Genomic DNA, 23,448 nt, shown 5'->3' with positions numbered 1-23,448 from the left:
TCGGTATCGGGACTGTCCGGGATCATGGTGAAGAATGAATTAACCCGGCTGAAGTTGCTCAGCCGGGTTTTCAGGCAAGGCTGTTACAGGCGTTCAATGGCCAGTGCGATGCCCTGACCGCCGCCGATGCACATGGTGATCAAAGCTTTCGATCCGCCGATGCGCTCAAGTTCATAAAGCGCCTTGATGGTTATGATGGCTCCGGTCGCGCCAACCGGATGCCCCAACGCAATCGCGCCGCCATTCGGGTTGACCTTGGCCGGATCAAGCCCGAGCCCCTTGTTGACGGCAAGAGCTTGTGCCGCAAAGGCTTCATTGCTTTCGATCACGTCGAAATCGGTGATTGCCAAGCCGGTGCGCTTCAGCAGGTTTTCGACGGCAGGGACGGGGCCAATGCCCATGACTTCGGGCCGCACACCGGCATGGGCATAGCCTAACACCCGCGCCTTGGGCGTCAGACCTGCTTTTTGTGCAGCGCTGGCAGTCGCCAGCACCAACGCGGCGGCACCGTCATTGATGCCCGATGCGTTCCCAGCGGTCACAGTGCCATCTTTCTGGAACACGGTCTTCAGGCCTCCCAGCGCGTCCATCGTGGTCGCTTTGGGATGCTCATCGGTGTCGAATGCAACCATGTCACGCTTTTTGCGCACTTCTACCGGTACGATCTGGCTGGCGAACCGGCCTTCCATAATTGCAGCGGCTGCGCGGTTCTGGCTTTCGAGTGCAAACGCGTCCTGATCGTTTCGGGTCACATCATGCTCGGCTGCGATGTTTTCAGCCGTCACGCCCATATGGCCTGTGCCGAATGGGCAGTTCAGCGCCCCCAACATCATATCAAGCGTGCGGATGTCGCCCATCTTGGCGCCCCAGCGCTGGTCTGGAATGATAAAGGGTGAACGGCTCATGCTTTCGGCTCCGCCGGCAAGCGCGAAATCGGCGTCGCCCAGCATGAGGGCCTGCACCGCAGACACGATGGCCTGCGCGCCCGAACCGCACAGGCGGTTCACGTTCATTGCTGGGGTGGTATCTGGGATGCCCGCCTGCATAGCGGCAACGCGGCTTAGATACATATCGCGGGGTTCGGTGTTGATGACATGGCCGAACACTACATGCCCGATCTGGCCGCCCTCGACGCCGGACCGTTCCAGCGCGGCCTTTGCGACAGCCGTACCCAGTTCGATGGGAGGCGTCGCGGCCAGCGATCCGCCAAATGTGCCGATTGCGGTGCGTGCACCGTCCAGAAGTACGATATCGTCTGCCATATGAGCCTCCCTTGGTCAGTCCGCTGCACTATGAGCGAGCGTTTGACGAGTGTCAGCCGCTACGTCCCGTCAGTCAGAGAGACCTTTTGTCGCCAGTTGCGACCCTTCCAGTAGTTTCACCTCGCGCTGCGGGAACGGGATCGAGATGCCGTGTTCATGGAACGCATCCCACAAAGCCAGATACACGTTGCCCCGGATGTTCGTGAGGCCGCCCGTGGGATCTCGGATCCAGAAGCGCAGGATGTAATCGACCGAGCTGTCTCCGAAACCGACGATGTGACAAACCGGAGCCTTGAAGCTGAGCACGCGATCCACCGACTTGGCAGCATCGATTGCAATTTCGCGGACCTTATGAGGATCGTCCGAATAAGCCGTACCGAAATAGATATCCAACCGTACGAATTCGTTGGAGTGCGACCAGTTCACAACCTGACCGGTGATCAGGTCTTCGTTCGGAATCAGATATTCCTTGCCATCCCGTGTGACCACGCTGACATACCGCGCGCCAAGGCTGTTGATCCAGCCGAAGGTGTCACCCAAAGAGATCACGTCGCCCGGTTTGATCGACTTGTCGAGTAAGATGATGATCCCCGAAACAAGGTTCGACACGACCTTTTGCAGACCAAACCCGAGGCCGACACCGATCGCCCCTGACAATACGGCAAGCCCGGTCAGGTCAAAGCCTACAAGTCTTAGGCCAAGGAAAAAGGCGGCTCCAAAAAGCAGAACCTGCAGGAACTTGATCGCCAGTACCTGCATCGACGGCGAGATGTCTTCATTGCGTCGTATGGTGGCGGCTGTGGTGCTGCTGATCAGACGCGCGCCTGTCAGCAGCGCTGCAAGGATGACAATGGCCTGAATCACCAGCCAAAGGGATAGTCTTGTCTCACCAACCGTGATCGCTGCGCTGTCCAGAAGCGACTGTGCTTCGTCGGAAAGACCGGTGATGGAAAGTGTGACCCATATCCACGCGCCGTAGCGGACTATTCCTCGAAGAAGCGCGTTCTTGATAAGTCGTGTGGCGAACGCGATGAAAAGCCAGGCTGTCGACAGATTGGCAATGATCGCCAACAGATAGGACCGCGATGGCCAAGTGAGTTCGCGCATCAATCCGACGACCAGCCAAATCAGGCTGACGAAAAGCACCATGCGCAGGCGTCTTTGTACCACGACAAGGGCGCGCATGCGCCATTTCGGCCAGCCTTCAAGACCGCGCATCCAGTCATACATGCGGGGCTTGAACACCGCCGCCAGCACATGAGCGGATAGGAATACGGCTAAGGCGATAAGCAGTTGGTAGGCATTCCACGGCCGCAGAAGGCTGGCAAGGAAAGCTTCGGCCCACATGAAAAGATCACGTGTGACCTCGGTCAGTGTTTCAGGCGAAACGACGTCCGGACCCATTCCATTCCCGTGTGACTGTGTGTCGTCAGGGTCGCACTGCCGAGCGTGGAGTGCAACAAGTTAAGAATCGGTGAAAGGAAGCGCAATCACGACGGGGCGCAGATCGGTGTCGGCACCGGCAGCATGAACTATCAGTCCCGCGCACAAGATCGCGATAAGCCCCAAGTTCAGAATATTCAGTTTTGTCAGCATTTTGCCCCTCTAGCATCCAATACGGCGCGAGTTAGCTTTTGGATCACATCTTTCTCGCGCTGGGCGGAGCGCGCCGCACTTGCGGCAAGACGGGGCTATGCTGTAAGGCACCGGATATGGAAATGGTTTTCGACCTCGATGAACGCGCGCGGTTGCGGGAGCGTTTTTTCGGTGCGACGCACACGGTGCTGGCGCGGCTATAAACCTGCGCCTGAACCGACCCACCCCACACTCAAAGTTTCGACACGCAAGGGAGAGGACCGATGTCCCCCAAAACGCTCTACGATAAAATCTGGGATGCCCATGTCGCGCATGAAGCCGACGATGGCACCTGCCTTTTGTATATCGACCGCCACCTCGTTCACGAAGTGACAAGCCCGCAAGCCTTTGAGGGGCTTCGAATGGCGGGTCGTTCGGTGCGTGCGCCGGACAAGACCATCGCGGTTCCGGATCACAACGTCCCTACGACTCCGGGTCGTGAAGACCCCAAGAACATGACCGAAGACAGTGCCATTCAGGTGGCTGCCTTGGACAAGAACGCCAAGGATTTCGGCATCCATTACTATCCGGTTTCCGATGTCCGTCAGGGCATTGTTCACATCGTCGGCCCGGAACAGGGCTGGACCCTGCCGGGTATGACGGTGGTTTGTGGTGATAGTCACACCGCGACGCACGGCGCGTTTGGCGCGCTGGCGCATGGTATCGGCACATCCGAGGTCGAGCATGTTCTGGCGACCCAGACGCTGATCCAGCGCAAGGGCAAGAACATGAAGGTCGAGATCACCGGGAAACTGAGCCCCGGTGTGACAGCCAAGGACATCACCCTGTCGGTGATCGGCAAGACCGGCACCGCCGGTGGTACGGGCTATGTCATTGAGTATTGCGGCGAAGCGATCCGTAATCTGTCGATGGAAGGCCGTATGACTGTTTGCAACATGGCCATTGAGGGCGGTGCCCGGGCAGGTCTGATTGCACCGGACGAAAAGACTTTCGAATACGTCAAAGGCCGCCCGCATGCCCCAAAGGCCGCTCAGTGGGAGGCTGCACTTGCATGGTGGAATACGCTGTTCTCTGACGAGGACGCGCATTGGGACAAGGTCGTTACGATCAAGGGCGAAGACATCGCACCGGTTGTGACATGGGGCACCTCGCCGGAAGACGTGCTGCCGATCACCGCAGAAGTCCCGTCTGCGGAAAGCTTTGACGGCGGCAAGGTTGGCGCGGCGCAGCGCTCGCTTGACTACATGGGTCTGACCCCGGGTCAGAAACTCTCGGATATCGAAATCGACACCGTGTTCATCGGATCGTGCACCAACGGTCGTATCGAAGACCTGCGCGCGGCTGCCGAGATCCTCAAGGGCAAGAAGATCGCCGTGAAGCGTGCGATGGTCGTGCCGGGCTCTGGCCTTGTGCGGGCGCAGGCCGAAGAAGAAGGGCTTGCAGATATCTTCAAGGAGGCCGGGTTTGAATGGCGCCTTGCGGGTTGTTCCATGTGCCTTGCGATGAACCCCGACCAATTGGCCCCGGGCGAGCGTTGTGCAGCCACGTCGAACCGTAACTTCGAAGGCCGTCAAGGTCGTGGTGGGCGGACGCATTTGATGTCGCCTGCAATGGCAGCGGCTGCGGCAATTACCGGAAAACTCACCGACGTTCGGGAGATGATGTGATGGATAAGTTCGAAAAACTCACTGGGATCGCGGCGCCCATGCCGCTCGTGAATATCGACACTGATATGATCATTCCCAAGCAGTTTCTGAAGACAATCAAACGCTCGGGCTTGGGTGTGAACCTGTTCGACGAGATGCGTTATGATGATAACGGTAACGAGATCCCTGATTTCGTGTTGAACAAATCGCAATACCGCGATGCAGAGATCCTTGTTGCTGGCGAGAACTTTGGCTGTGGTTCATCTCGTGAACATGCGCCTTGGGCGCTCAAGGATTTCGGGATCAAATCAGTGATTTCGACCTCTTTTGCGGACATCTTTTACAACAACTGCTTCAAGAACGGCATTCTGCCTATCGTGTTGCCGAAAGAAGCGGTCGATGTGTTGATGAAGGACGCGGAGAAGGGATCGAACGCGCGGATGACTGTCGATCTGGAGAACCAGACTGTCACCAGTTCGGATGGCGAGAGCTTTTCCTTTGAACTCGACAGCTTCAAAAAGCACTGCCTGATGAACGGCTTGGACGATATTGGCCTGACCATGGAAAAAGCGACGGCCATCGATAGCTTTGAAACGCAGGCAGCACAGGCGCGCCCCTGGGTGTGATCCTTTGCGCCAGTGACATGATCGGGCCGTCCTTTGGGGCGGCCCTTTTTTTGCGCCTACCAGATTTTGTAGTGATTTCAAAAGTTGCCATATTTCGCAGCACCTGCTGATGTAAACGCGCACCAGTCCTATCGTGAATCCAATGGTTTCACAGGGATAGGCCCACACCAGAGTTGAGCCCTTCTGCGAACTTGGGCAAAACTGGGGCAATAATGAGGCAGTCCGCCATAACCCGGCGGCACAAATTTGGAATAAGGTCGCGGCATCGTATCGCGTCCATCCGATTTGAAGGGAAACCAGAGTGGTCAAGCGGATCATCGGATCAGCTGTGCGCGCCCTTTTGATGGCGTTGCTCGTCGTGATACCGTCATTGGTATTGCCGGGAACGTCGAGTGACGCGGCGCAAATGGCGGCTCTTGTCGCGCTTGTGGCTGCTGTTGTGACCTTCGCCGAATACGCAAGCGAATATCCAACATTCCTTGAGTTCAGGAACGCGCCGCCCTTTAACCGCCTCAGGTTTCTTGCTCTTTTCTTTTGCGTGTTGTTTGCATCTCTGATCTTGGCATCCGGCCAGCAAGACCCGGCTTTGCCGCCCACCGTACTGCAATCCTTGGCGCGCGATGCTGCGTCGCTTCTTGATTTTCCGTATTCACCCGTGCGGTTGATGTCGATTGCTTACGCCGATGTGCCTGTCTGGTTCGATACGCAAACAGCCATCGACATTGCCAGCCTGCTGCTTTTCGTGACGCTGATCGCTTTGCTTTTGTTCTGGATCCACGCGCGTTTCATCTTCTGGCCAATCCGTAAAACTGCCTTCAATTTCTGGATAAACCTGCCCTTGTTCGACCCGACCTCAGGCCGAGATGTTCTGTTCCGTCTGAAGCGGGACGCGCATTTTAACCTTGCGTTAGGGTTTTTGCTGCCATTCCTGATCCCGGCTTTGCTGCGAATGTGGATTGGTGCGTTCGATGCCTCCATGCTGGCACTGCCGGAGATCCTGATCTGGGTGCTGTGCGCGTGGGCCTTTTTGCCACTGACGTTGATGATGCGGGGGATCGCGCTGTTCCGAGTGGCTGCGCTGATCGAGGAAAAACGTCGCCGCGCTTATGCCCAGCAAGACGAATTGCAAATCGTCTGATTTGGCTTGCGCTCGCACTTGCTGCGACGACCCAGATGGCGCAGGCTCGTGACCTGCGGGTAGCACTTTGGCATGCGCCGCTGACTCGCAATAGCCCCGGATTGCTGTTGCGAGACCTGACCGAAGGCGAAGGGTCTGTCGCGGCTTTTGCATCGGCAATCGCCGACACCAATGCGGATATCATCGTCCTTACTCGATTTGATTATGATGCAAGTGGTCAGACGCTTCGCGCCTTTTCGGCGCTTGTGAACGGCGCGCATACATACGTTATGCCGTTAAGATCGAATGCCGGTATTCCCACTGGCATTGACATGGATGGGGATGGGCGTCTGGCCGAACCAGAGGACGCACAGGCCTATGGGCGCTTTCCCGGTCAGGAGGCCTTGGCCGTCCTGTCGCGGTTTCCGATCCTTGGCGATGATGTGCAAATGCACAATGATTTCTTTTGGCGGGATTTGCCCGGAGGGCTTCTGAAGGCGTCCGATCATGGTGGCAGCAGTCAGCGTCTGTCGTCGGGTGGGCATTGGACCGTACCAGTAGAGTATACTCTACGCGAACAAACACATCGCATAACGTTATTCATCGGGCATGCCGGACCGCCGGTGTTTGATGGCCCAGAAGACCGAAATGGGCGGCGCAACCGCGACGAGCTGCGCCTTTGGGAGACGATCGTCGAACTAACGGACCGCCCCTTTGTCTTCATGGCCAATACCAATCTCGACCCCGACAGGGGCGAAGGATACCGGGATGCAATGGCGCAGTTCCTGTCAGAGCAGGACATCGTCGATCCACTGGCAGGTCAGGTCACCGCTCATTGGGACTCCCCGGGTCCGATGCGCGTGTCCTACATTCTACCATCCTCAGATTTCTCGGTCGGTGCAGCAAAGGTTTGGCCAGTGCTGGAAGGCCAGCAACACAGCTTGATAACCGTCGACTTGACGCTTCCCGATGCGGCCTTGCCTTGACCATAGAGGCCTGCGGGTCTACGCGAAGCAAACTCCAGTTGATCAAAGGAACCCATGATGAGCAACGCTTCGCTTTTGATACTGCCCGGCGACGGGATTGGCCCCGAGGTGATGGCCGAGGTGCGCAAGATCATTGATTGGTATGGTGCCAAGCGCGACCTGACCTTCGACGTGAGCGAAGACCTTGTTGGTGGTGCGGCTTATGACAAGCATGGCACGCCGCTCCATGATGATACGATGGCAAAGGCACAGGAAGTGGACGCCGTTCTTTTGGGTGCCGTCGGCGGTCCGAAATACGACAGTCTTGATTTTAGTGTGAAACCGGAACGCGGTCTTCTGCGTTTGCGCAAGGAAATGGATCTTTTTGCGAACCTCCGTCCTGCACAGTGTTTTGACGCACTTGCCGACTTTTCGTCGCTCAAGAAGGACGTGGTCGCGGGTCTGGACATTATGATCGTGCGCGAATTGACGTCTGGTATCTATTTCGGAGAACCGCGCGGTATCTTCGAGGAAGGCAACGAACGGGTTGGTATCAACACCCAGCGGTACACCGAATCCGAGATCGACCGCGTTGCCCGCTCTGCATTCGAACTGGCGCGTCGTCGTGGCAACAAAGTCTGTTCGATGGAAAAGGCCAACGTCATGGAGTCGGGCATTCTCTGGCGCGAAGTCGTGCAGAAAGTACATGATGAAGATTACCCCGATGTCGAGCTGTCTCATATGTATGCCGACGCAGGCGCGATGCAGCTTTGCCGCTGGCCCAAGCAGTTTGATGTGATCGTCACAGACAACCTGTTCGGCGACCTTCTGTCTGATGCGGCCGCTATGTTGACAGGCAGCCTTGGCATGCTGCCCTCGGCGAGCCTTGGATCTCCGATGGCAAATGGCCGTCCGAAAGCGTTGTACGAACCTGTACATGGCTCCGCACCGGACATTGCTGGTCAGGGCAAGGCGAACCCGATCGCCTGTATCCTTAGCTTTGCGATGGCGTTGCGCTATAGCTTCGATCAAGGCGATGAGGCCGCGCGCCTTGAAGCGGCGATCGAGAAGGTGCTCGCCGACGGTGCGCGGACGGCCGATCTCATGGGGCCTGAAGATGGCGCGCCAATGTCGACGTCTGAAATGGGCGATGCCATTGTCGCTGCTCTCGACGCGAGCCTTTAATATCTGGAAAGGGGCCAGCCATGTCTTCGAATGTCAAAGGCGCAGTGCTGGCCCTTATTGCCTTTGGGCTCTATTCGACCCACGACGTGTTCATCAAGATCCTCGGCGCCAGTTATTCGCCGATACAGATCGTGTTTTTCAGTGTTCTGCTGAGCTTTCCATTGGCGACCATCATGCTCATGCGCGATGCCACCCCTGGAACGCTGGTTCCGGTCCATCCGTGGTGGATGGCGGTACGCACCTTGGCTGCAGTTGTGACTGGCGTCTCCGCGTTCTATGCGTTTTCGGTACTGCCACTGACGCAAACCTATGCAATTCTCTTTGCAACTCCGCTCATTATCACGGTTCTGTCGATTCCCATCCTTGGTGAAACGGTCCGGCTTCGGCGTTGGATGGCTGTGATCGTCGGTCTGATTGGCGTCATGGTCGTCTTGCGGCCCGGATCAACCGAGCTGAACCTCGGTCATCTGGCTGCAATTCTTGCGGCCTTCGGGGGTGCGTTTGCCTCTATTGTTGTGCGCAAGATTGGCGCTGAGGAGCGGACCGTCGTTATGCTGCTGTATCCTATGGTTGCCAATTTCGTGCTGATGGGGCTCGCCTTGGCGTTTGTCTACAAGCCGATGCCAATCGAACATATCGGAATGCTTGCGGTCATCTCAATCTTGGCGTGGATCGCTGGACGCATCATCATTTCCGCGTATCGAACCGGTGAAGCGGCGATTGTCGCACCCATGCAGTATTCTCAGATTCTTTGGGCAACCGGTTTCGGACTGCTGTTCTTTGGTGAAACTACAGATATTTACACCGCTGCTGGCGCTACAATCATCATTTCCTCCGGCATCTACATCGTCTTCCGAGAAAGCCGTGGAGGAACGTCAAGAACCACGCCGGTCCTGCGCACCCGAACACGCTTTGCAACGCCTTCGATGCCACGTCTTGGTGACATGATGCGCTCGGGGCGGTTTCGCGATGAGCCGATGAACAGAGGCGGGCGTGAATAGTCTGTGCCCGCACGAAATTTGAGACGCGCTTTGCTCAAAACAACACTTGTCAAATCCCCACGCGGGCAGTAGGTCCCCGGTCACGGTCGGGCTGTAGCGCAGCCTGGTAGCGCACCTGCTTCGGGAGCAGGGGGTCGGAGGTTCGAATCCTCTCAGCCCGACCAGTATCCAAACATCTCAGGTTCAGATGGTGTCGACAGCCTTTAGTCCGCCCTTGGCGAAGGCAGGCACATAGGAACCAAGCTCCAGCGCCTTTGCCGGGTTCGAGGCATTGCCGTCCATCGCGCGGCGTTTGACGCCCTGCAGGATAGACGCCATACGGAAATAGGTGAAGGCAAGGTAGAACCCGAACCGGTCGATGCCTGGCAGGCCCATACGCTGGCAGTAGGCGTCGATAAACGCCTGATCTTCTGGAATACCCAATGGTGCACGGTCGACGTTGGCAAGCCCACGCCCCACATCGCCTGGCGGCAGGCCCCATTGCATGATGACGGCGGCAAGATCTGCAAATGGATGACCCAGCGTTGACAACTCCCAGTCAAGCACCGCCACACATTCAGGTCGGTCAGGCGCGAAGAGCAGATTGTCGATCCGGTAGTCGCCATGCACCAGCGTGACGCGCCCATCATCCTCGGGAACATTGCGGGCAAGCCAGTCGATCAGCGTGTCCATATCGGGAACAGGATCGGTTTCGGTTGCGCGGTATTGCTTGGTCCACCGGTCGATCTGTCGCTTGAAGTAATTGCCCTGCGGTCCGTAATCCAGCAGTCCCGCTGCAGAAAGATCAACGGAATGGATCGCCGCCAAAACGCGGTTCATGTCGTCAAAGATCTCCCTCCGATCCTCTGGTGCGACACCTGGCAGGCGCGGGTCGACAAAGGTTCGACCGAGCACGTGGTCCATCACGTAGAACATCGACCCGATCATGGCCTCGTCTTCGCATAGGGCATACATCCGCGCGACAGGTACATCGCTGCCCTCAAGGGCGCATTGGACCCGGTATTCGCGGTCAACCGCATGGGCTGACTTCAAAAGTTGCCCCGGTGGCTTCCGGCGCAACACATATGGGCCCGATGCAGCGGTAAGCTTGAACGTTGGGTTGGACTGCCCGGTTGCGAATTTCTCAACCGAAATCGGCCCTCGAAAGCCGGGAACATTCGCAGCCATCCAGACCTCGACAGCGGCTGTGTCGAATGAAGCGCTCATCCGTTGGTGTATTTGCGCAATTCGGCGCGCGCCACCTGACGGCGGTGCACGGCGTCAGGACCGTCAGCGAACCGGAGCGTGCGCAGATGTGTCCACATCCGCCAGAGCGGTGTGTCCTGACTGATCCCCGTGCCGCCATAAAGCTGCATCGCCTCGTCAACGACCTTGAGGGACATGAGCGGAGCAATCACCTTGATCTGGCTGATCCACGGTTGTGCCGCCCGCGTGCCCTGCGTGTCCATCATCCATGCAGCTTTAAGGCACAAGAGGCGCGCCTGTTCGATCTCCATGCGGGCGTTCGCAATGATGTCGTAGTTGGCCCCGAGTTCCACCAATGGTTTGCCGAACGCCTCGCGGTGCAACCCGCGCAGACACATCAGTTCCAGCGCTTTTTCGGCCAGCCCGATGGAGCGCATGCAGTGGTGAATACGTCCCGGTCCCAAACGCCCTTGCGCCACTTCGAACCCGCGGCCTTCGCCCAGCACGATATTCTGACCGGATATCCGCACATTGGTGAACCTCAGATGCATATGCCCATGTGGCGCGTCATCCTGCCCAAAAACATGCATGGGGCGAAGCACGTCGATGCCGGGTGTATCCGCATCCATCACGAACATGGTATGACGGCCGTGCTTGGCCGCTTCGGGGGCGGTACAGGCCATCAGAATGTAAAGCTGGCAGCGCGGGTCTCCTGCACCAGAGATCCAGTACTTCTCGCCGTTCAGTATCCAATCATCACCGTCACGTGTGGCTTCGAACGCAAGCTGCGCCGCGTCAGATGATGCGACATCCGGTTCGGTCATCACGTAAGCCGAGCGGATTTCGCCATCGAGCAGCCGTGTCAGCCACCGATCCTTCATCCACGGATCGCCGTAGCGTTCGAGGACTTCCATGTTGCCAGTGTCAGGCGCATTGCAATTGAACACCTCAGCGGCGAGATGCACCTTACCCATTTCTTCGGCGAGGTAGGCATATTCGACCGTTGTCAGCCCATGCCCTTTGTCGCTGTCGGTGAGCCAAAAATTCCACAGCCCGCGTTCTTTGGCTTTCGCCTTGAGCCCATCGAGGATCTCAAGCTGCCGGTCTGTATGCTGAAACCGGTTTCCCGACGGGTGTTGGCCCACTTCGTCATGAAATTCGCTATCCAGTGGTGCAATTTCGGTCTCAACCATATTGCGCACCTGCTCAATTAGCGTGCGCACCCGATCGGATACTCCCAAATCCATCGCGTCCTCCCTCCCGTCTGCTTTGTTACCGGATCGTAGGACCGTGCCCGACAATCCGCCAGAGCCGAAAAGCATAGAGATTGGTGTTTCTTTGGGCCGAAAATACCTCAGGGGGTTTGGGGGACTGGTCCCCCAAATAGTCGGATTGGCGAAGCCAATCCGAACCAATCAAAAATCCAGGTTTTCGACACTCAGTGCGTTCTGCTGGATGAATTCCCGGCGCGGTTCGACGACGTCTCCCATCAGCTTGGTGAAGAGGTCATCCGCTTCGGTCATGTCATCCACCTTGACCTGCAACAATGTCCGCGCGTCCGGGTCCAATGTGGTTTCCCACAGCTGGTCGGGGTTCATTTCGCCCAAGCCCTTATAGCGTTGCAGGGTCAGACCCTTTTCGCCTTCTTCAAGGATCGCATCCAAAAGGTCGAGTGGGCCATGTATCCACTGCTTGCGGTCCTTGCGCACCAGCTGAGCCGGTTTGTCGTAGACGGCTTGCAGGCTTTCCGTAAAGCTGCCGGTCTTGCGCGCCTCACCAGAGCGCAGCATCGGGCCATCCAGTGTACGTACCTCTTCGACGCCGCGTAGGATACGGGCCAGACGGAACCCGCGGTCCTGGGTGATCCGGCCTTGCCAGCCGCGCTCATATTCCAGAGCGATCAAGTCCAACCGCGCCGCCACCTTGTCGGCCACGCCCTGAAGGTCGGCATCAACGGCGCCTGGAACAAATGCGCCTGCAATGGCGGACTGTTCAAGGATATGTCGGGGATAATGTGTTGGGAACGCGTCCAGCACGCGTTTGAGTTGGCGTGCCTCTTCGACCACGCGGACAAGGTCCTGCCCAAGGATCGTTTCGCCATTGCCTTGCAACAGTTGTGCGCCATCGGTGCCTTGCTGGATCAGGTATTCTTCCATTGCGGCCTGATCCTTGAGATAGACCTCGGACTTGCCGCGCATGACTTTGTAAAGCGGTGGTTGGGCAATGTAGAGGTATCCACCATCGATCAGTTCAGGCATCTGGCGGTAAAAGAAGGTCAGCAGAAGCGTCCGGATATGTGCGCCGTCCACATCGGCGTCCGTCATGATGACGATCTTGTGGTAGCGCAATTTCGCGATGTTGAATTCATCGCGGCCGATCCCGGTGCCAAGAGCCATCACAAGGTTGCCGATCTCCTGACTGCCTAGCATCCGGTCGAAACGCGCGCGTTCTACGTTCAGGATCTTACCCTTGAGGGGCAGAATGGCCTGTGTGCGACGGTCACGTCCGGTTTGTGCCGATCCCCCGGCGCTATCACCCTCGACAAGAAAAAGTTCGGTTTGCGACGGGTCTTTTTCCGAACAATCCTTGAGCTTGCCAGCAAGGAAGTTCACATCCATAGCCGTTTTGCGTCGCGTCAGTTCGCGGGCTTTCCGGGCGGCCTCGCGCGCCAGTGCCGCTTCGACGATCTTACCGACAATGCGTTTGGCATCGTTCGGGTTCTCTTCGAACCATTCGGCCAGCTTTTCGTTCACAAGGCTTTCGACGGCAGGACGTACTTCGGACGAGACCAGCTTGTCTTTCGTCTGGCTCGAGAATTTCGGGTCCGGTACCTTGACCGACAGAACACAGGTCAGGCCTTCGCGGGCGTCGTCGCCGGTAAAATTGACCTTTTCCTTTTTCGCGATTCCGGACGACTGCGCGTAGTTGTTGATCGTACGGGTCAGCGCACCGCGAAAGCCCGCCATGTGCGTGCCGCCGTCGCGCTGTGGGATGTTGTTGGTGAAGGGCAGGACAGTTTCGTGATAGCTGTCGTTCCACCACATCGCTACTTCGACGCCAATCCCGTCGCGGTCCCCGACCATGAAGATCGGATCGGACATGACAGGCGCTTTGGAGCGATCAAGGTATTTTACGAATTCCCGCACGCCACCTTCGTAGAAAAGTTCCGACCTGAGCGGTTCAGCGGGGCGTTCGTCTTCGAGGATGATACGGACGCCCGAATTCAGGAAGGCCAATTCGCGCAGACGTTTTTCAAGCGTGTGAAAATCGTATTCTAGGTTCGAGAAAGTCGTGAGCGAGGCGAGAAAGCGCACTTCGGTGCCTTTGTTGCCATCCGCATCGCCGACCACTTCGAGGTGCTTGACCGTATCGCCGCGTTCGAACCGGGCGATGTGTTCCTTTCCATTGCGCCAGACGCGCAGTTCCAGCCAGTCCGATAGGGCGTTTACAACAGACACGCCCACGCCGTGCAGGCCGCCGGATACCTTGTAGGAGTTCTGGTCGAATTTGCCGCCTGCGTGCAGCTGGGTCATGATGACTTCGGCCGCCGATACACCTTCGCCTTCGTGAATATCGACGGGAATCCCGCGTCCGTTGTCGCGCACAGATACGCTGTTATCGGCGTGGATTTTTACCTGAACGAAATCGGCGTGACCGGCCAAAGCCTCGTCGATGCCATTGTCCACGACCTCGTACACCATGTGGTGCAGACCCGAACCATCGTCCGTGTCGCCGATATACATGCCCGGACGTTTGCGAACAGCTTCCAAGCCCTTGAGAACCTTGATGGAATCCGCGCCGTATTCTTCCGGTGCCTGTGCGGGGTCTGCCATGAATTTACCCTTTGTTTTTCTGCTGATTTTATACGCCAAAGCCGCAGGGTTGTCACGTGACTGACACAAGATTTAGCGGTTTAAGGATTTGCCCGGCGGACAGATTGTCAGGGCGATCGAATCGGCGAAATGGCGGTACCGTGTTCTGCCTCTGTCACTTCGAAATACTGCGCCCGTTCTTCCAGCTCGCGAAACAATTCCGGGCCAGTCCCCGTCATCCACGCCTGAGCACCCAAGGCACAAATCTCGTCATAGAGGGCCGCACGGCGTTCTGCATCCAGATGGGCCGCCACCTCGTCCAGCAAGACTATTGGCGGTGCGCCAAAGTCTTCAACCAGAGCGCGGGCATTGGACAGGACGAGCGAAATGAGAAGAGCCTTTTGTTCGCCGGTGGAACTGTCGGCCGCAGGCACACCCTTTGCAGCGAAAACACCGTACAGGTCGGCGCGATGAGGGCCGACCAGAGTTCGACCCGCCGCAAGATCACGAAATCGGCTTTCCTCGAATGCGGTGCGCAGGTCAGCTTCGGTTTCCGGCATTTCGCCTTCGGTCTGGATCAGGTCAAGTTCCGCAGCAGGGAATTGGGTACTGGCCTGATCCTGCGCGCTAGCGATCCTTTTCAAGGCACGCACACGGTTGGAATGGATTGCGGCACCGGATTGTGCCATTTGCGCCTCAAGTGCCTTATACCACATCGGATCGCGGACCTGATCTTTAAGCAGCCGATTGCGTTCGCGCATTGCCTTTTCGTAAGTCAGTGAGACATCACCGTGATCTGGAAAAAAGCTGAGGGTCATGCGATCCAGAAACCGCCGCCTGCCCTCTGCCCCTTCAATCCACAACCTGTCCATTGATGGAAGCAACCACAAGAGCCGCACCAGTTCGCCCAGCCGGGATTGTGGGGCAGGTTTGTCGTTTATCTTGACTAGACGAGGTGCGCCCTGCTCGGACTGAAAGGCAATATCCTGTAGTCCCTCTGGGGTTTGGACAAGTCCACTTACCTTCCAGCCAAGACCTTCAGGACGACGCGTCATGTCTTGCGCGGACGCGCGCCGCATGCCGCGTCCAGGTGAAAACAGCGACACTCCCTCGATCAGGTTTGTCTTGCCAGCGCCATTTGGACCAAACAGCACAACGGGCCGTGGATCGGGGGAAAGCGATACATGCAAGTGAGAGCGGAAATGTGACAGCGTGAGGCTGTTGATATGAAGCGGCAACAGCGCCCCCGTTTACAGGCGCGGAGTCGTCACACCCGCATCGGCATGACGACGTAAACTGCGCTGGTATCATTGCCTTCGCGCATCAAGGTCGGATCACCCGAAGAATTGAACATGAATACGGCGTTTTCGCGGTCCACCTGGCTGGCGATTTCGAGCAGGTACTTCGCGTTGAAGCCGATCTCGAGTCGATCATCGGCATAGGCGACGGCAAGCTCTTCTTCGGCGGCACCGCTGTCAGGCGCGTTAACCGACAGGATCAGGCGATCCTCGTCCAACTGCAGCTTCACCGCGCGCGAGCGTTCGGAGGACACGGTTGCAACCCGATCCACAGCCTTGGCGAACTCGGCCGCGTCAACTTCAAGACGGCGGGTGTTGCCCTGAGGGATGACGCGCGTGTAGTCGGGGAACGTCCCATCAATGACCTTGGATGTCAGCGTGATGTCGGGGGTCGCAAAGCGCACTTTTGTTTCCGACACCGACACAGCGATCTCCATATCGTCATCGTCAAGCAGTTTGCGCATCTCGCCTACGGTCTTGCGGGGAACGATCACTCCGGGCATGTCAGAGGCGCCATTCGGCAACGGTGCGTCGATCCGGGCCAGACGATGGCCGTCAGTGGCGACACAGCGCAGAACCTTGCCACCTTCGCCATCGGCGACGTGCATGTAAACGCCGTTGAGGTAATACCGGGTTTCCTCGGTAGAGATTGCAAACTTCGACTTGTCGAACAGGCGACGCAAAACAGGAGCCGGGGCCGAGAAGTTCGCGCTGTATTCGGACGAGGCCATCACCGGGAAATCTTCTTTGGGCAGGGTCGCAAGCGAGAAATTCGATCGGCCCGCCTCAACGGTCAGGCGACCGGACGCGCTGTCCTCGGAAAGCGACACCAGTGCTCCGTCTGGCAACTTACGGACAATTTCGTGCAGTGTCACGGCAGACACGGTGGTCGCGCCTGCGCGTTCAACCTGTGCTACGGCTCGGTCAACCACTTCGATATCGAGGTCAGTTGCGCGGAATTGGACCTTGTCGCCTTCTGCTTCGATCAGGACGTTGGCCAAGATTGGAATGGTGTTGCGACGTTCGACAACGGATTGCGCTTGCGACACCGCCTTGAGCAGCGTTCCGCGTTCCATGCTGAATTTCATGCTTTCATCCCCCGACTGGCCGGACGCAGACAGTAACCCGCTTCAGGGCCTCTCTCCAAGTCCTTGTTTTGCAATTTCTTGGCCGGATTGTGCGCAGGGTCAAGGGCAGGCGTGCAGTAAGACACGCAACTGCCCGTTTTGTTGTCTCTGGGACTCAGGCTTCGAGCGACCGACGCAGCAATTCCACGTCCTCGGCGATTTGTGCGTCCTGTTTCCTGAGTTCTTCGATCCGGCGGACACCATGCATGACTGTGGTGTGGTCACGACCTCCGAAATGCCTGCCGATCTCGGGGAGCGACCGTGTGGTCAACTGTTTGCATAAATACATCGCGATCTGACGCGGGCGGGCAAAGGTGCGTACCCGCTTTGGACCAACTAGGTCGGAGTGACGAATGAGATAGTGGTCTGCGACTTTGCGCTGGATCTCTTCAATGGAGACCTTGCGTTCCGAAACGCGCAGAATGTCGGTCAGGCATTCCTGAGTCAGATCCATCGAGATGGGCTTGCCGACCAATGATGCAAAGGCGAACAGCCGCGTCAGGGCGCCTTCAAGGATGCGCACATTGCTGACGATCCGGGCTGCCAGAAATTCGAGGATTCCGCGTTCCACTTCGAGTCCCGGATACATGCGCGAGTACATTTCGGATTTCGACTGTAGAATGCCAAGTCGCAGTTCGTAATCTGTGGGGTGCAGATCCACCACAAGCCCGCTTTGCAACCGCGAACGGATACGGTTTTCAAGATCCTTGATCTCGTCCGGAGCGCGATCGGCAGAGATAATGATTTGTTTGTGCTGGTCCACAAGTGCGTTGAACGTGTGGAAGAACTCTTCCTGTGTGCTGTCCTTGCCGGCAATGAATTGGACGTCGTCGACCATCAAGACATCGACGGACCGGAACAATTCCTTGAAGTCCATCATCTTGCGGTCGCGCAAAGCTTGCACGAAGCGGTACATGAATTGTTCTGCCGACAGATTCAGAACATTTAGATGTGGATGGCGTGTGCGCAATTCCCAAGCGATGGCGTGCATCAGGTGCGTCTTGCCGAGGCCGACGCCACCATAGAGGAACAAGGGGTTGAAGGTCACCGGCCCGCCCTCTGCCACTCGACGAGCTGCGGCATGCGCCAATTCATTCGGCTTGCCGACAACAAAGGTGTCGAAGGTGAATCGCTTGTCGAGCGGTGAGCCGTTCAGGCTGTCCGGCTTGGCGGATGATTTCGTGTGCACTTGCGGCACTGCCAGCGGGGCACCCGTAGCATCGGCTGCTTCTTTTCTCTGGGCTGGCGCGTCTTGCGACACAGTGACGGTGTCAAACACGATCCGTCTTACGGAAGGGTTCATACGCGTGATTTTGGACAGCAGCATATCACCGTAGTTCTGCGAGACATAGTTGCCGAGAAAGTTCGTTGGAACATTGAAACGCGCGATACCGCCGTCGGTCCCGACATAGATCAGTGGTTCTATCCAGCTTTGAAAGCTGTTCGCTCCCATCGTTTGATGCAACTCATTCCGAATCGAACCCCACTGGTCTTGCGTCATTTGTCCCTGTTCCACTGTCTAAGTGTGAAGTCACACACTGTCCCCTGTTTGGAAGGCATCTTCATGACTTCCCCGAGTCACATTTGGGAAAAGATGACCAGGGCTCTTCGGACCGAGTCCGGACAGCCAAGTAAAGGGTCAGGAACGCCCGGCAAATGGTGTTCGCTGTAGCCCTTGCATCAATATGGACGAGGCGGTTGATCTTATATCAATTATGCCCCCAGGCCAAAATCAAGATATTCTTCGGTCTCAATTCTGAACTGGAGGAGCCTGTCCCCCCAAGCGATGTGACTCGCAGCCCTGATTTATAAGGGTGGATGAAGGTGCTTCAACTGAACTTCGTTATTGACTCTAACAATGTCTGAAAAGAATCTCTGACCGGTGCAGAACTGCGCAAGCACAACAAAAAACGCCGCCCCAAACGGAGCGGCGTCTTGATTTTATAAAGTTGCTTTGCCAGCCGACGATTCTCAGCCGAGGGCTTTGACGCGGGATGCCAGACGGGACACTTTGCGGGATGCAGTGTTCTTGTGGAACACGCCCTTTGTCACGCCGCGCATGATTTCGGGCTGAGCAGCGCGCAATGCAGCAGCTGCCGCGTCCTTGTCGCCGGATGCGATTGCCTCTTCGACCTTGCGAAGGAAAGTACGAATGCGCGAACGACGCGCTTTGTTGATGGCGAAGCGCTTGTCGTTCTGTTTTGCGCGCTTCTTGGCCTGGGGCGAATTTGCCATGTGATCTATCCTGGTTCGTTTCGTTCAAATCGGGTTGCATATGAAAGCACGCCCGGAACCATCGACCGGATCGAATCTTGCCTAAGCGGGCATCACACGCATGTATCGCGGCGCTATACCGTTAGAACGCCGCGATGAAAAGACTTGATTTCCAATCTACCGGTCTCGGAACTGTGCTGTTCGTTTCTCGAGGAAAGCAGCCATGCCTTCTTTCTGGTCCTCGGTCGCGAACAAGGAGTGAAAGAGGCGCCGTTCTAGTAAGAGCCCCTCGCTCAGCGTGGTTTCATACGCACGATTGACAGCTTCTTTCACGGCAAAGGTCGCAAGCATCGACTTTTCCGCGATCTTTGCGGCTGCCGATTGAGCTTCTTCCATGAGGGATTTCGCAGGCACGACGCGGCTGACAAGGCCAGACCGTTCGGCTTCCTCGGCGTCCATGAAGCGACCTGTCAGATGCATGTCCATGGATTTGGACTTACCAACAAACCGCGTCAGTCGTTGCGTTCCGCCGATTCCTGCGACGACCCCCAGATTTATTTCGGGTTGGCCGAACTTGGCCGTGTCCGAGGCAATGATGAAATCGCACATCATCGCCAATTCGCAGCCTCCACCCAGCGCGTAGCCAGATACGGCTGCGATGACGGGTTTGCGCACGCGGCAGACGGCCAAGGATTCTGATCCGAAAAAGTCCGACAAGAACATGTCGACAAAGCTTTTTTCGGACATTTCCTTGATGTCTGCACCAGCAGCAAAAGCCTTGGGCGATCCGGTCAGGATGATGCAACGGACTTTTTCGTTGCCATCAGCGTCTTCAAGCGCGCTTGCGAGTTCGCTGAGCAATTGGCTGTTCAACGCATTCAAAGCATCCGGCCGATTCAGTTTGATGGTGGCGACGTGATCTTCGATTTCGACGATAATCGTCTCATAAGCCATGAGTGAGGGCTCCGTTCGGTGATCTCAGGCGTGCAGCCTTACGCATCTCATCCAAAGCGTTCAAGTTATCTTTGACAGGTCGGGCAATAGAAGGTCGACCGTCCGGATTGCACAATCCTGCGAATGGTTGATGTACAGCCCGTGCTGCGGCAGGGGGCACCTTCTCGTCCGTACACATCGAAGCTGTGTTGGAAATATCCAAGCTCTCCATCGGCTTGGCGAAAGTCGCGCAACGAAGAACCACCCGCTTCGATGGCATCAGAGAGCACCTCTCGGATAATCGGAACAAGGCTTGCGATGCGGTCTTTCGAAACACGTCGCGCGGGGCGCGTGGGATGAATTTTTGATCGGTAAAGCGCTTCGCAGACGTAGATATTGCCAAGACCAGCCACCAATTTTTGGTCAAGAAGCGCCGATTTCATCGGAGTGTTCCGGCGTGAAAGCGCCTCGACAAGATAGTCTTCGTCGAAAGCATTGCCCAAGGGTTCAGGTCCGATCGATATCAAAAGCGGGTGTGATTCGCCTGTAGCGGTGGTGAAGAGATCCATCGCACCGAAGCGGCGTGGGTCGTTGAATGTGATGCGTGCGCCGTTTTCCATATCGAACACAACATGGTCATGCTTCTCTGGCGCAGGGTGTGAATGAACAAACTGACCAAGTGGGTCACCTGACACCAACATTCGCCCAGACATGCCCAGATGAATGAGCGCGGTTTCTCCGCTGTCCAGGTCGGCAAGAATGTACTTCGACCGCCGCCGCAATTGCAGCACCCGCTTTCCGGTCAGTCGATCTGCCATGTTTGCAGGAAACGGCCATCGCAGATCGGGGCGGTTGACCTGCGCGCGTGCGATCACGAATCCCTCCATTGCGGGGGCCAGCCCGCGTCGTACCGTCTCAACCTCTGGCAATTCGGGCATTCCGGGTGTCCTGTCTCGTGTCGTCGCATTGTAACGCCGGTTGGGCGCTCTATAAGAAAGTCTGGCACAAGAAACGACAAGGCTTATGGCAGACGAAAATCAATCCACCACACATTTCGGGTTCCAGGACGTTCCGGAGAACGAAAAAGCGGGCCGCGTGCAGGGCGTGTTCAGCTCTGTCGCGTCGAAATACGATGTCATGAATGACGCCATGTCGCTCGGAATACATCGCATCTGGAAAGATGCCATGATGGATTGGCTTGCGCCACGCCCGGGTCAAAAGCTTCTGGATGTGGCGGGTGGCACCGGTGACATTTCTTTCCGGTTTCTGAAACGCGCCGGTCGTGGTGATGCGACGGTTCTCGACCTAACTGAGCCAATGTTGGTCGAAGGACGCAAGCGGGCCGAAGCCAATGCCATGAGCGACAGTCTGGATTGGGTAGTCGGCGATGCGATGCATCTGCCCTTCGAGAACAACACATTCGACGTTTACACGATTTCTTTCGGTATCCGAAACGTCACGCGCCCGCAGGAGGCCCTGAACGAGGCGTTTCGCGTGCTGCGCCCTGGTGGTCGTTTGATGGTATTGGAATTTAGCCAGATTCCGAACGAGTTAATGCAAAAGGTGTACGATCTCTATTCGTTCAACATCATTCCGCGGCTGGGGCAGGCCATCGCCAATGACCGCGATAGCTACCAATACCTTGTCGAGTCGATCCGGCAGTTCCCAGATCAAGACACGTTCTTGGGCATGGTCCGGCAGGCCGGGTTTGAGAATGCCAAGTACCGTAATCTGAGCATGGGTATCGCGTGCCTACATTCGGGTTGGAAAATCTGACGTGAGAGGCCCACACAACATTCTGCGCCTGATCCGTACGGGCGCGACGCTGGAACGTACGGGTGCAATGGGCGTCGTGCTTGATGCGTTTGATGCGCCCAAGCCGCTCAGACTGGCTGCTCGTCTCCTGGGGTGGCCGTTCAAATGGCTGGGGTACTATGGTGATCCCAACATGCCGCCTGCGCCGCGTGCCCTGACGGCCTTGGGTCCGGCATACATCAAATTTGGACAGGTTCTCAGCACGCGCCCGGATGTTGTGGGTGATGAAATGGCGACGCAATTGCGCGTGTTGCAGGACAAGCTGCCGCCGTTCTCGGTTTCGGAAGCCAAGCGCATGGTCGAATCCGAATTGGGAATCGCTGTCGATTCCCTCTTCGCTGAATTCAGTGAGCCGGTTGCTGCTGCATCGATTGCCCAAGTCCACAAAGCCAAGTTGGCGCAAGGCGGCGAAATCGTTGCAGTCAAGGTTCTCCGCCCGAATGTGGAGCGGGATTTCCGAAAAGACATTGATGCCTTCTATCTGGCGGCCAGCATGATTGAGCTGTTGTCGCCCTCTTCTCGCAGGCTGAGGCCGATGGACGTTATCACCCATTTCGAAGGTGTCGTGATGGGTGAGCTTGACCTCAGGCTCGAATCTGCTGCCGCCTCTGAATTTGCGGCCAACACGTCAAATGATCCTGGCTTTCAATTGCCCGAGGTAAAATGGGAGTTATCCGGTCGACGCGTGATGACCCTCGGTTGGGCCGAGGGCGTTCCCTTGGGCGACAACGACGCGCTTGATGCGGCGGGTCATGATCGTGTCGCGCTGAGCGAGCGGGTCTTGCAGCTATTCCTGCAGCATGCCCTGCGTGACGGGTTCTTTCACGCCGACATGCATCAAGGTAACCTTAAGGTGGCTCCGAACGGGGACATCATTGCACTTGATTTCGGAATCATGGGGCACATCGACGAATACACCCGTCGGGTTTACGCCGAGATTCTCTATGGTTTTATCCGCCGCGACTATAAACGCGTGGCAGAGGTGCATTTCGAAGCAGGGTATGTGCCGAATAATCGTGACGTAGACGAGTTTGCGCGGGCCTTGCGTGCTGTCGGAGAACCCATCTTCGGCATGGATGCGACCCGAATTTCCATGGGTCGGCTGCTCAGCTACCTGTTCGAGGTGACGGAACGCTTCGGCATGGAAACCCGGACCGAGTTGATACTTCTTCAGCGCACTATGGTGGTCGTTGAAGGTGTTGCCCGGTCACTGGATCCTAAGATGAACATCTGGAACGTCGCCAAACCCATTGTCGAGGACTACATCAAAAAAAGCATTGGTCCTCTCGCTTTCGGCAAAGATCTTGGAAAGACGGCGTTGGTGTTGGCGCGTTTTGGTCCGCGTTTGCCCGGTTTGATGGAGCAATTGCTGATTGCTCAAGCTCAAGGAACGCCTGAACCAAGGTCGAATACGCTCAAGATCGCTGTTGTTTGGGCGACGCTTGGGGCTGTTGCCGGTGGCGGCATTGTCGCCGCGATCGAGGCTTTTCTCTGATCCATTTTATGTTGTCGTAACCGAATCCTAACCTTCTGCTTTCTACTCTGTGCTCAACCGCAGAATGCGAGGGTCACGAGTTGAATGAGATTCGGTCAGGTTTTTCTGTCTTTGGGATTTTGATCCTGACCGCCAGCGCTTCAGCGTCGTGGGCCAGCGTTTGTGACTCAG

General features: G+C 56.9%; 19 protein-coding genes and 1 tRNA gene. 9 read left to right on the top strand and 11 right to left on the bottom strand.

Translation table 11 applies throughout. The features are described 5' to 3' along the window. Positions 1 to 83: 83 nt before the first annotated feature. Entirely contained in the window at positions 84 to 1,262 is a 1,179-nt protein-coding gene (locus tag MCRY_RS00100; protein WP_085627435.1) for an acetyl-CoA C-acyltransferase family protein, read from the bottom strand. 69 nt (positions 1,263 to 1,331) lie between these two features. After that, entirely contained in the window at positions 1,332 to 2,666 is a 1,335-nt protein-coding gene (locus tag MCRY_RS00095) for a mechanosensitive ion channel family protein (RefSeq protein WP_085627434.1), read from the bottom strand. A 455-nt stretch (positions 2,667 to 3,121) separates the two neighbouring features. Here MCRY_RS00095 and leuC point away from each other — a divergent pair, with 455 nt between their 5' ends. The 7 genes from leuC (at position 3,122) to MCRY_RS00060 (ending at position 9,562) form a co-directional block, all read left to right on the top strand. Then, positions 3,122 to 4,525 (top strand): 3-isopropylmalate dehydratase large subunit, encoded by a 1,404-nt coding sequence (gene leuC, locus MCRY_RS00090; protein WP_085627433.1) that lies wholly within the window; start codon positions 3,122 to 3,124, stop codon positions 4,523 to 4,525. Then, positions 4,525 to 5,130: a 3-isopropylmalate dehydratase small subunit gene (gene leuD / locus MCRY_RS00085; RefSeq protein ID WP_085627432.1), complete on the top strand. Its 606-nt coding sequence runs from the start codon at positions 4,525 to 4,527 to the stop codon at positions 5,128 to 5,130. The genes leuC and leuD overlap by 1 nt, the downstream gene beginning before the upstream one ends. Before the next feature lie 301 nt (positions 5,131 to 5,431). Beyond that, positions 5,432 to 6,268: a hypothetical protein gene (locus MCRY_RS00080; RefSeq protein WP_244897864.1), complete on the top strand. Its 837-nt coding sequence runs from the start codon at positions 5,432 to 5,434 to the stop codon at positions 6,266 to 6,268. Between the two features lie 35 nt (positions 6,269 to 6,303). Continuing rightward, positions 6,304 to 7,233, top strand: a complete 930-nt coding sequence (locus MCRY_RS00075; RefSeq protein ID WP_085627431.1) for an endonuclease/exonuclease/phosphatase family protein — start codon at positions 6,304 to 6,306, stop codon at positions 7,231 to 7,233. 57 nt (positions 7,234 to 7,290) lie between these two features. After that, a complete protein-coding gene (gene leuB, locus MCRY_RS00070; protein WP_085627430.1) occupies positions 7,291 to 8,397 on the top strand; it encodes a 3-isopropylmalate dehydrogenase in 1,107 nt (368 codons plus the stop codon). A gap of 20 nt (positions 8,398 to 8,417) precedes the next feature. Then, on the top strand, positions 8,418 to 9,398 hold the full coding sequence (locus MCRY_RS00065) for a DMT family transporter (RefSeq protein WP_085627429.1): 981 nt from the start codon (positions 8,418 to 8,420) through the stop codon (positions 9,396 to 9,398). An 87-nt stretch (positions 9,399 to 9,485) separates the two neighbouring features. After that, positions 9,486 to 9,562: transfer RNA gene (locus tag MCRY_RS00060), tRNA-Pro, on the top strand. A 19-nt stretch (positions 9,563 to 9,581) separates the two neighbouring features. Here the strand turns inward: MCRY_RS00060 and MCRY_RS00055 are convergent. The 9 genes from MCRY_RS00055 to mutM form a co-directional block, all read right to left on the bottom strand. Then, positions 9,582 to 10,604, bottom strand: coding sequence for a phosphotransferase (locus tag MCRY_RS00055; protein ID WP_085627428.1), 1,023 nt, complete (start codon positions 10,602 to 10,604; stop codon positions 9,582 to 9,584). After that, a complete protein-coding gene (locus tag MCRY_RS00050) occupies positions 10,601 to 11,830 on the bottom strand; it encodes an acyl-CoA dehydrogenase family protein (protein WP_085627427.1) in 1,230 nt (409 codons plus the stop codon). The genes MCRY_RS00055 and MCRY_RS00050 overlap by 4 nt, the downstream gene beginning before the upstream one ends. A 168-nt stretch (positions 11,831 to 11,998) precedes the next feature. After that, positions 11,999 to 14,416 (bottom strand): DNA topoisomerase (ATP-hydrolyzing) subunit B, encoded by a 2,418-nt coding sequence (gyrB, locus tag MCRY_RS00045; RefSeq protein WP_085627426.1) that lies wholly within the window; start codon positions 14,414 to 14,416, stop codon positions 11,999 to 12,001. Between the two features lie 107 nt (positions 14,417 to 14,523). Further along, a complete protein-coding gene (recF, locus tag MCRY_RS00040) occupies positions 14,524 to 15,633 on the bottom strand; it encodes a DNA replication/repair protein RecF (RefSeq protein ID WP_085627425.1) in 1,110 nt (369 codons plus the stop codon). A gap of 29 nt (positions 15,634 to 15,662) precedes the next feature. Further along, positions 15,663 to 16,781 carry a DNA polymerase III subunit beta gene (gene dnaN / locus MCRY_RS00035; protein ID WP_085627424.1) on the bottom strand — a complete coding sequence of 373 codons (1,119 nt, stop codon included), beginning with the start codon at positions 16,779 to 16,781 and terminating at the stop codon, positions 15,663 to 15,665. Positions 16,782 to 16,935: 154 nt separating this feature from the next. Beyond that, complete coding sequence (gene dnaA, locus MCRY_RS00030; protein WP_085627423.1) at positions 16,936 to 18,321, bottom strand: chromosomal replication initiator protein DnaA; 1,386 nt, start codon at positions 18,319 to 18,321, stop codon at positions 16,936 to 16,938. Between the two features lie 470 nt (positions 18,322 to 18,791). Beyond that, positions 18,792 to 19,055 carry a 30S ribosomal protein S20 gene (gene rpsT / locus MCRY_RS00025; protein WP_085627422.1) on the bottom strand — a complete coding sequence of 88 codons (264 nt, stop codon included), beginning with the start codon at positions 19,053 to 19,055 and terminating at the stop codon, positions 18,792 to 18,794. Between the two features lie 156 nt (positions 19,056 to 19,211). Beyond that, positions 19,212 to 19,988 (bottom strand): enoyl-CoA hydratase, encoded by a 777-nt coding sequence (locus MCRY_RS00020; protein WP_085627421.1) that lies wholly within the window; start codon positions 19,986 to 19,988, stop codon positions 19,212 to 19,214. 65 nt (positions 19,989 to 20,053) lie between these two features. Continuing rightward, positions 20,054 to 20,905, bottom strand: a complete 852-nt coding sequence (gene mutM, locus MCRY_RS00015) for a bifunctional DNA-formamidopyrimidine glycosylase/DNA-(apurinic or apyrimidinic site) lyase (protein WP_085627420.1) — start codon at positions 20,903 to 20,905, stop codon at positions 20,054 to 20,056. 85 nt (positions 20,906 to 20,990) lie between these two features. Between mutM and ubiE the strand changes: the two genes are divergently transcribed. Both ubiE and ubiB read left to right on the top strand, forming a co-directional pair. Continuing rightward, positions 20,991 to 21,743: a bifunctional demethylmenaquinone methyltransferase/2-methoxy-6-polyprenyl-1,4-benzoquinol methylase UbiE gene (ubiE, locus tag MCRY_RS00010; protein WP_085627419.1), complete on the top strand. Its 753-nt coding sequence runs from the start codon at positions 20,991 to 20,993 to the stop codon at positions 21,741 to 21,743. Position 21,744: 1 nt separating this feature from the next. After that, positions 21,745 to 23,277 carry a 2-polyprenylphenol 6-hydroxylase gene (gene ubiB / locus MCRY_RS00005; RefSeq protein ID WP_085627418.1) on the top strand — a complete coding sequence of 511 codons (1,533 nt, stop codon included), beginning with the start codon at positions 21,745 to 21,747 and terminating at the stop codon, positions 23,275 to 23,277. The last annotated feature ends 171 nt before the right edge of the window (positions 23,278 to 23,448 follow it).

Origin of the sequence: Marivita cryptomonadis (assembly GCF_002115725.1) — a bacterium.
Lineage (GTDB): Bacteria > Pseudomonadota > Alphaproteobacteria > Rhodobacterales > Rhodobacteraceae > Marivita > Marivita cryptomonadis.
This window is presented reverse-complemented; position numbering and strand designations above follow the sequence as displayed.

Excerpts from the sequence above, each read along its gene's own strand:
- MCRY_RS00100 (WP_085627435.1), bottom strand. The coding sequence starts at position 1,262 with ATGGCAGACGATATCGTACTTCTGGACGGTGCACGCACCGCAATCGGC.
- MCRY_RS00095 (WP_085627434.1), bottom strand. The coding sequence starts at position 2,666 with ATGGGTCCGGACGTCGTTTCGCCTGAAACACTGACCGAGGTCACACGT.
- leuC (WP_085627433.1), top strand. The coding sequence starts at position 3,122 with ATGTCCCCCAAAACGCTCTACGATAAAATCTGGGATGCCCATGTCGCG.
- leuD (WP_085627432.1), top strand. The coding sequence starts at position 4,525 with ATGGATAAGTTCGAAAAACTCACTGGGATCGCGGCGCCCATGCCGCTC.
- MCRY_RS00075 (WP_085627431.1), top strand. The coding sequence starts at position 6,304 with ATGGCGCAGGCTCGTGACCTGCGGGTAGCACTTTGGCATGCGCCGCTG.
- leuB (WP_085627430.1), top strand. The coding sequence starts at position 7,291 with ATGAGCAACGCTTCGCTTTTGATACTGCCCGGCGACGGGATTGGCCCC.
- MCRY_RS00065 (WP_085627429.1), top strand. The coding sequence starts at position 8,418 with ATGTCTTCGAATGTCAAAGGCGCAGTGCTGGCCCTTATTGCCTTTGGG.
- MCRY_RS00055 (WP_085627428.1), bottom strand. The coding sequence starts at position 10,604 with ATGAGCGCTTCATTCGACACAGCCGCTGTCGAGGTCTGGATGGCTGCG.
- MCRY_RS00050 (WP_085627427.1), bottom strand. The coding sequence starts at position 11,830 with ATGGATTTGGGAGTATCCGATCGGGTGCGCACGCTAATTGAGCAGGTG.
- gyrB (WP_085627426.1), bottom strand. The coding sequence starts at position 14,416 with ATGGCAGACCCCGCACAGGCACCGGAAGAATACGGCGCGGATTCCATC.
- dnaN (WP_085627424.1), bottom strand. The coding sequence starts at position 16,781 with ATGAAATTCAGCATGGAACGCGGAACGCTGCTCAAGGCGGTGTCGCAA.
- dnaA (WP_085627423.1), bottom strand. The coding sequence starts at position 18,321 with ATGACGCAAGACCAGTGGGGTTCGATTCGGAATGAGTTGCATCAAACG.
- rpsT (WP_085627422.1), bottom strand. The coding sequence starts at position 19,055 with ATGGCAAATTCGCCCCAGGCCAAGAAGCGCGCAAAACAGAACGACAAG.
- MCRY_RS00020 (WP_085627421.1), bottom strand. The coding sequence starts at position 19,988 with ATGGCTTATGAGACGATTATCGTCGAAATCGAAGATCACGTCGCCACC.
- mutM (WP_085627420.1), bottom strand. The coding sequence starts at position 20,905 with ATGCCCGAATTGCCAGAGGTTGAGACGGTACGACGCGGGCTGGCCCCC.
- ubiE (WP_085627419.1), top strand. The coding sequence starts at position 20,991 with ATGGCAGACGAAAATCAATCCACCACACATTTCGGGTTCCAGGACGTT.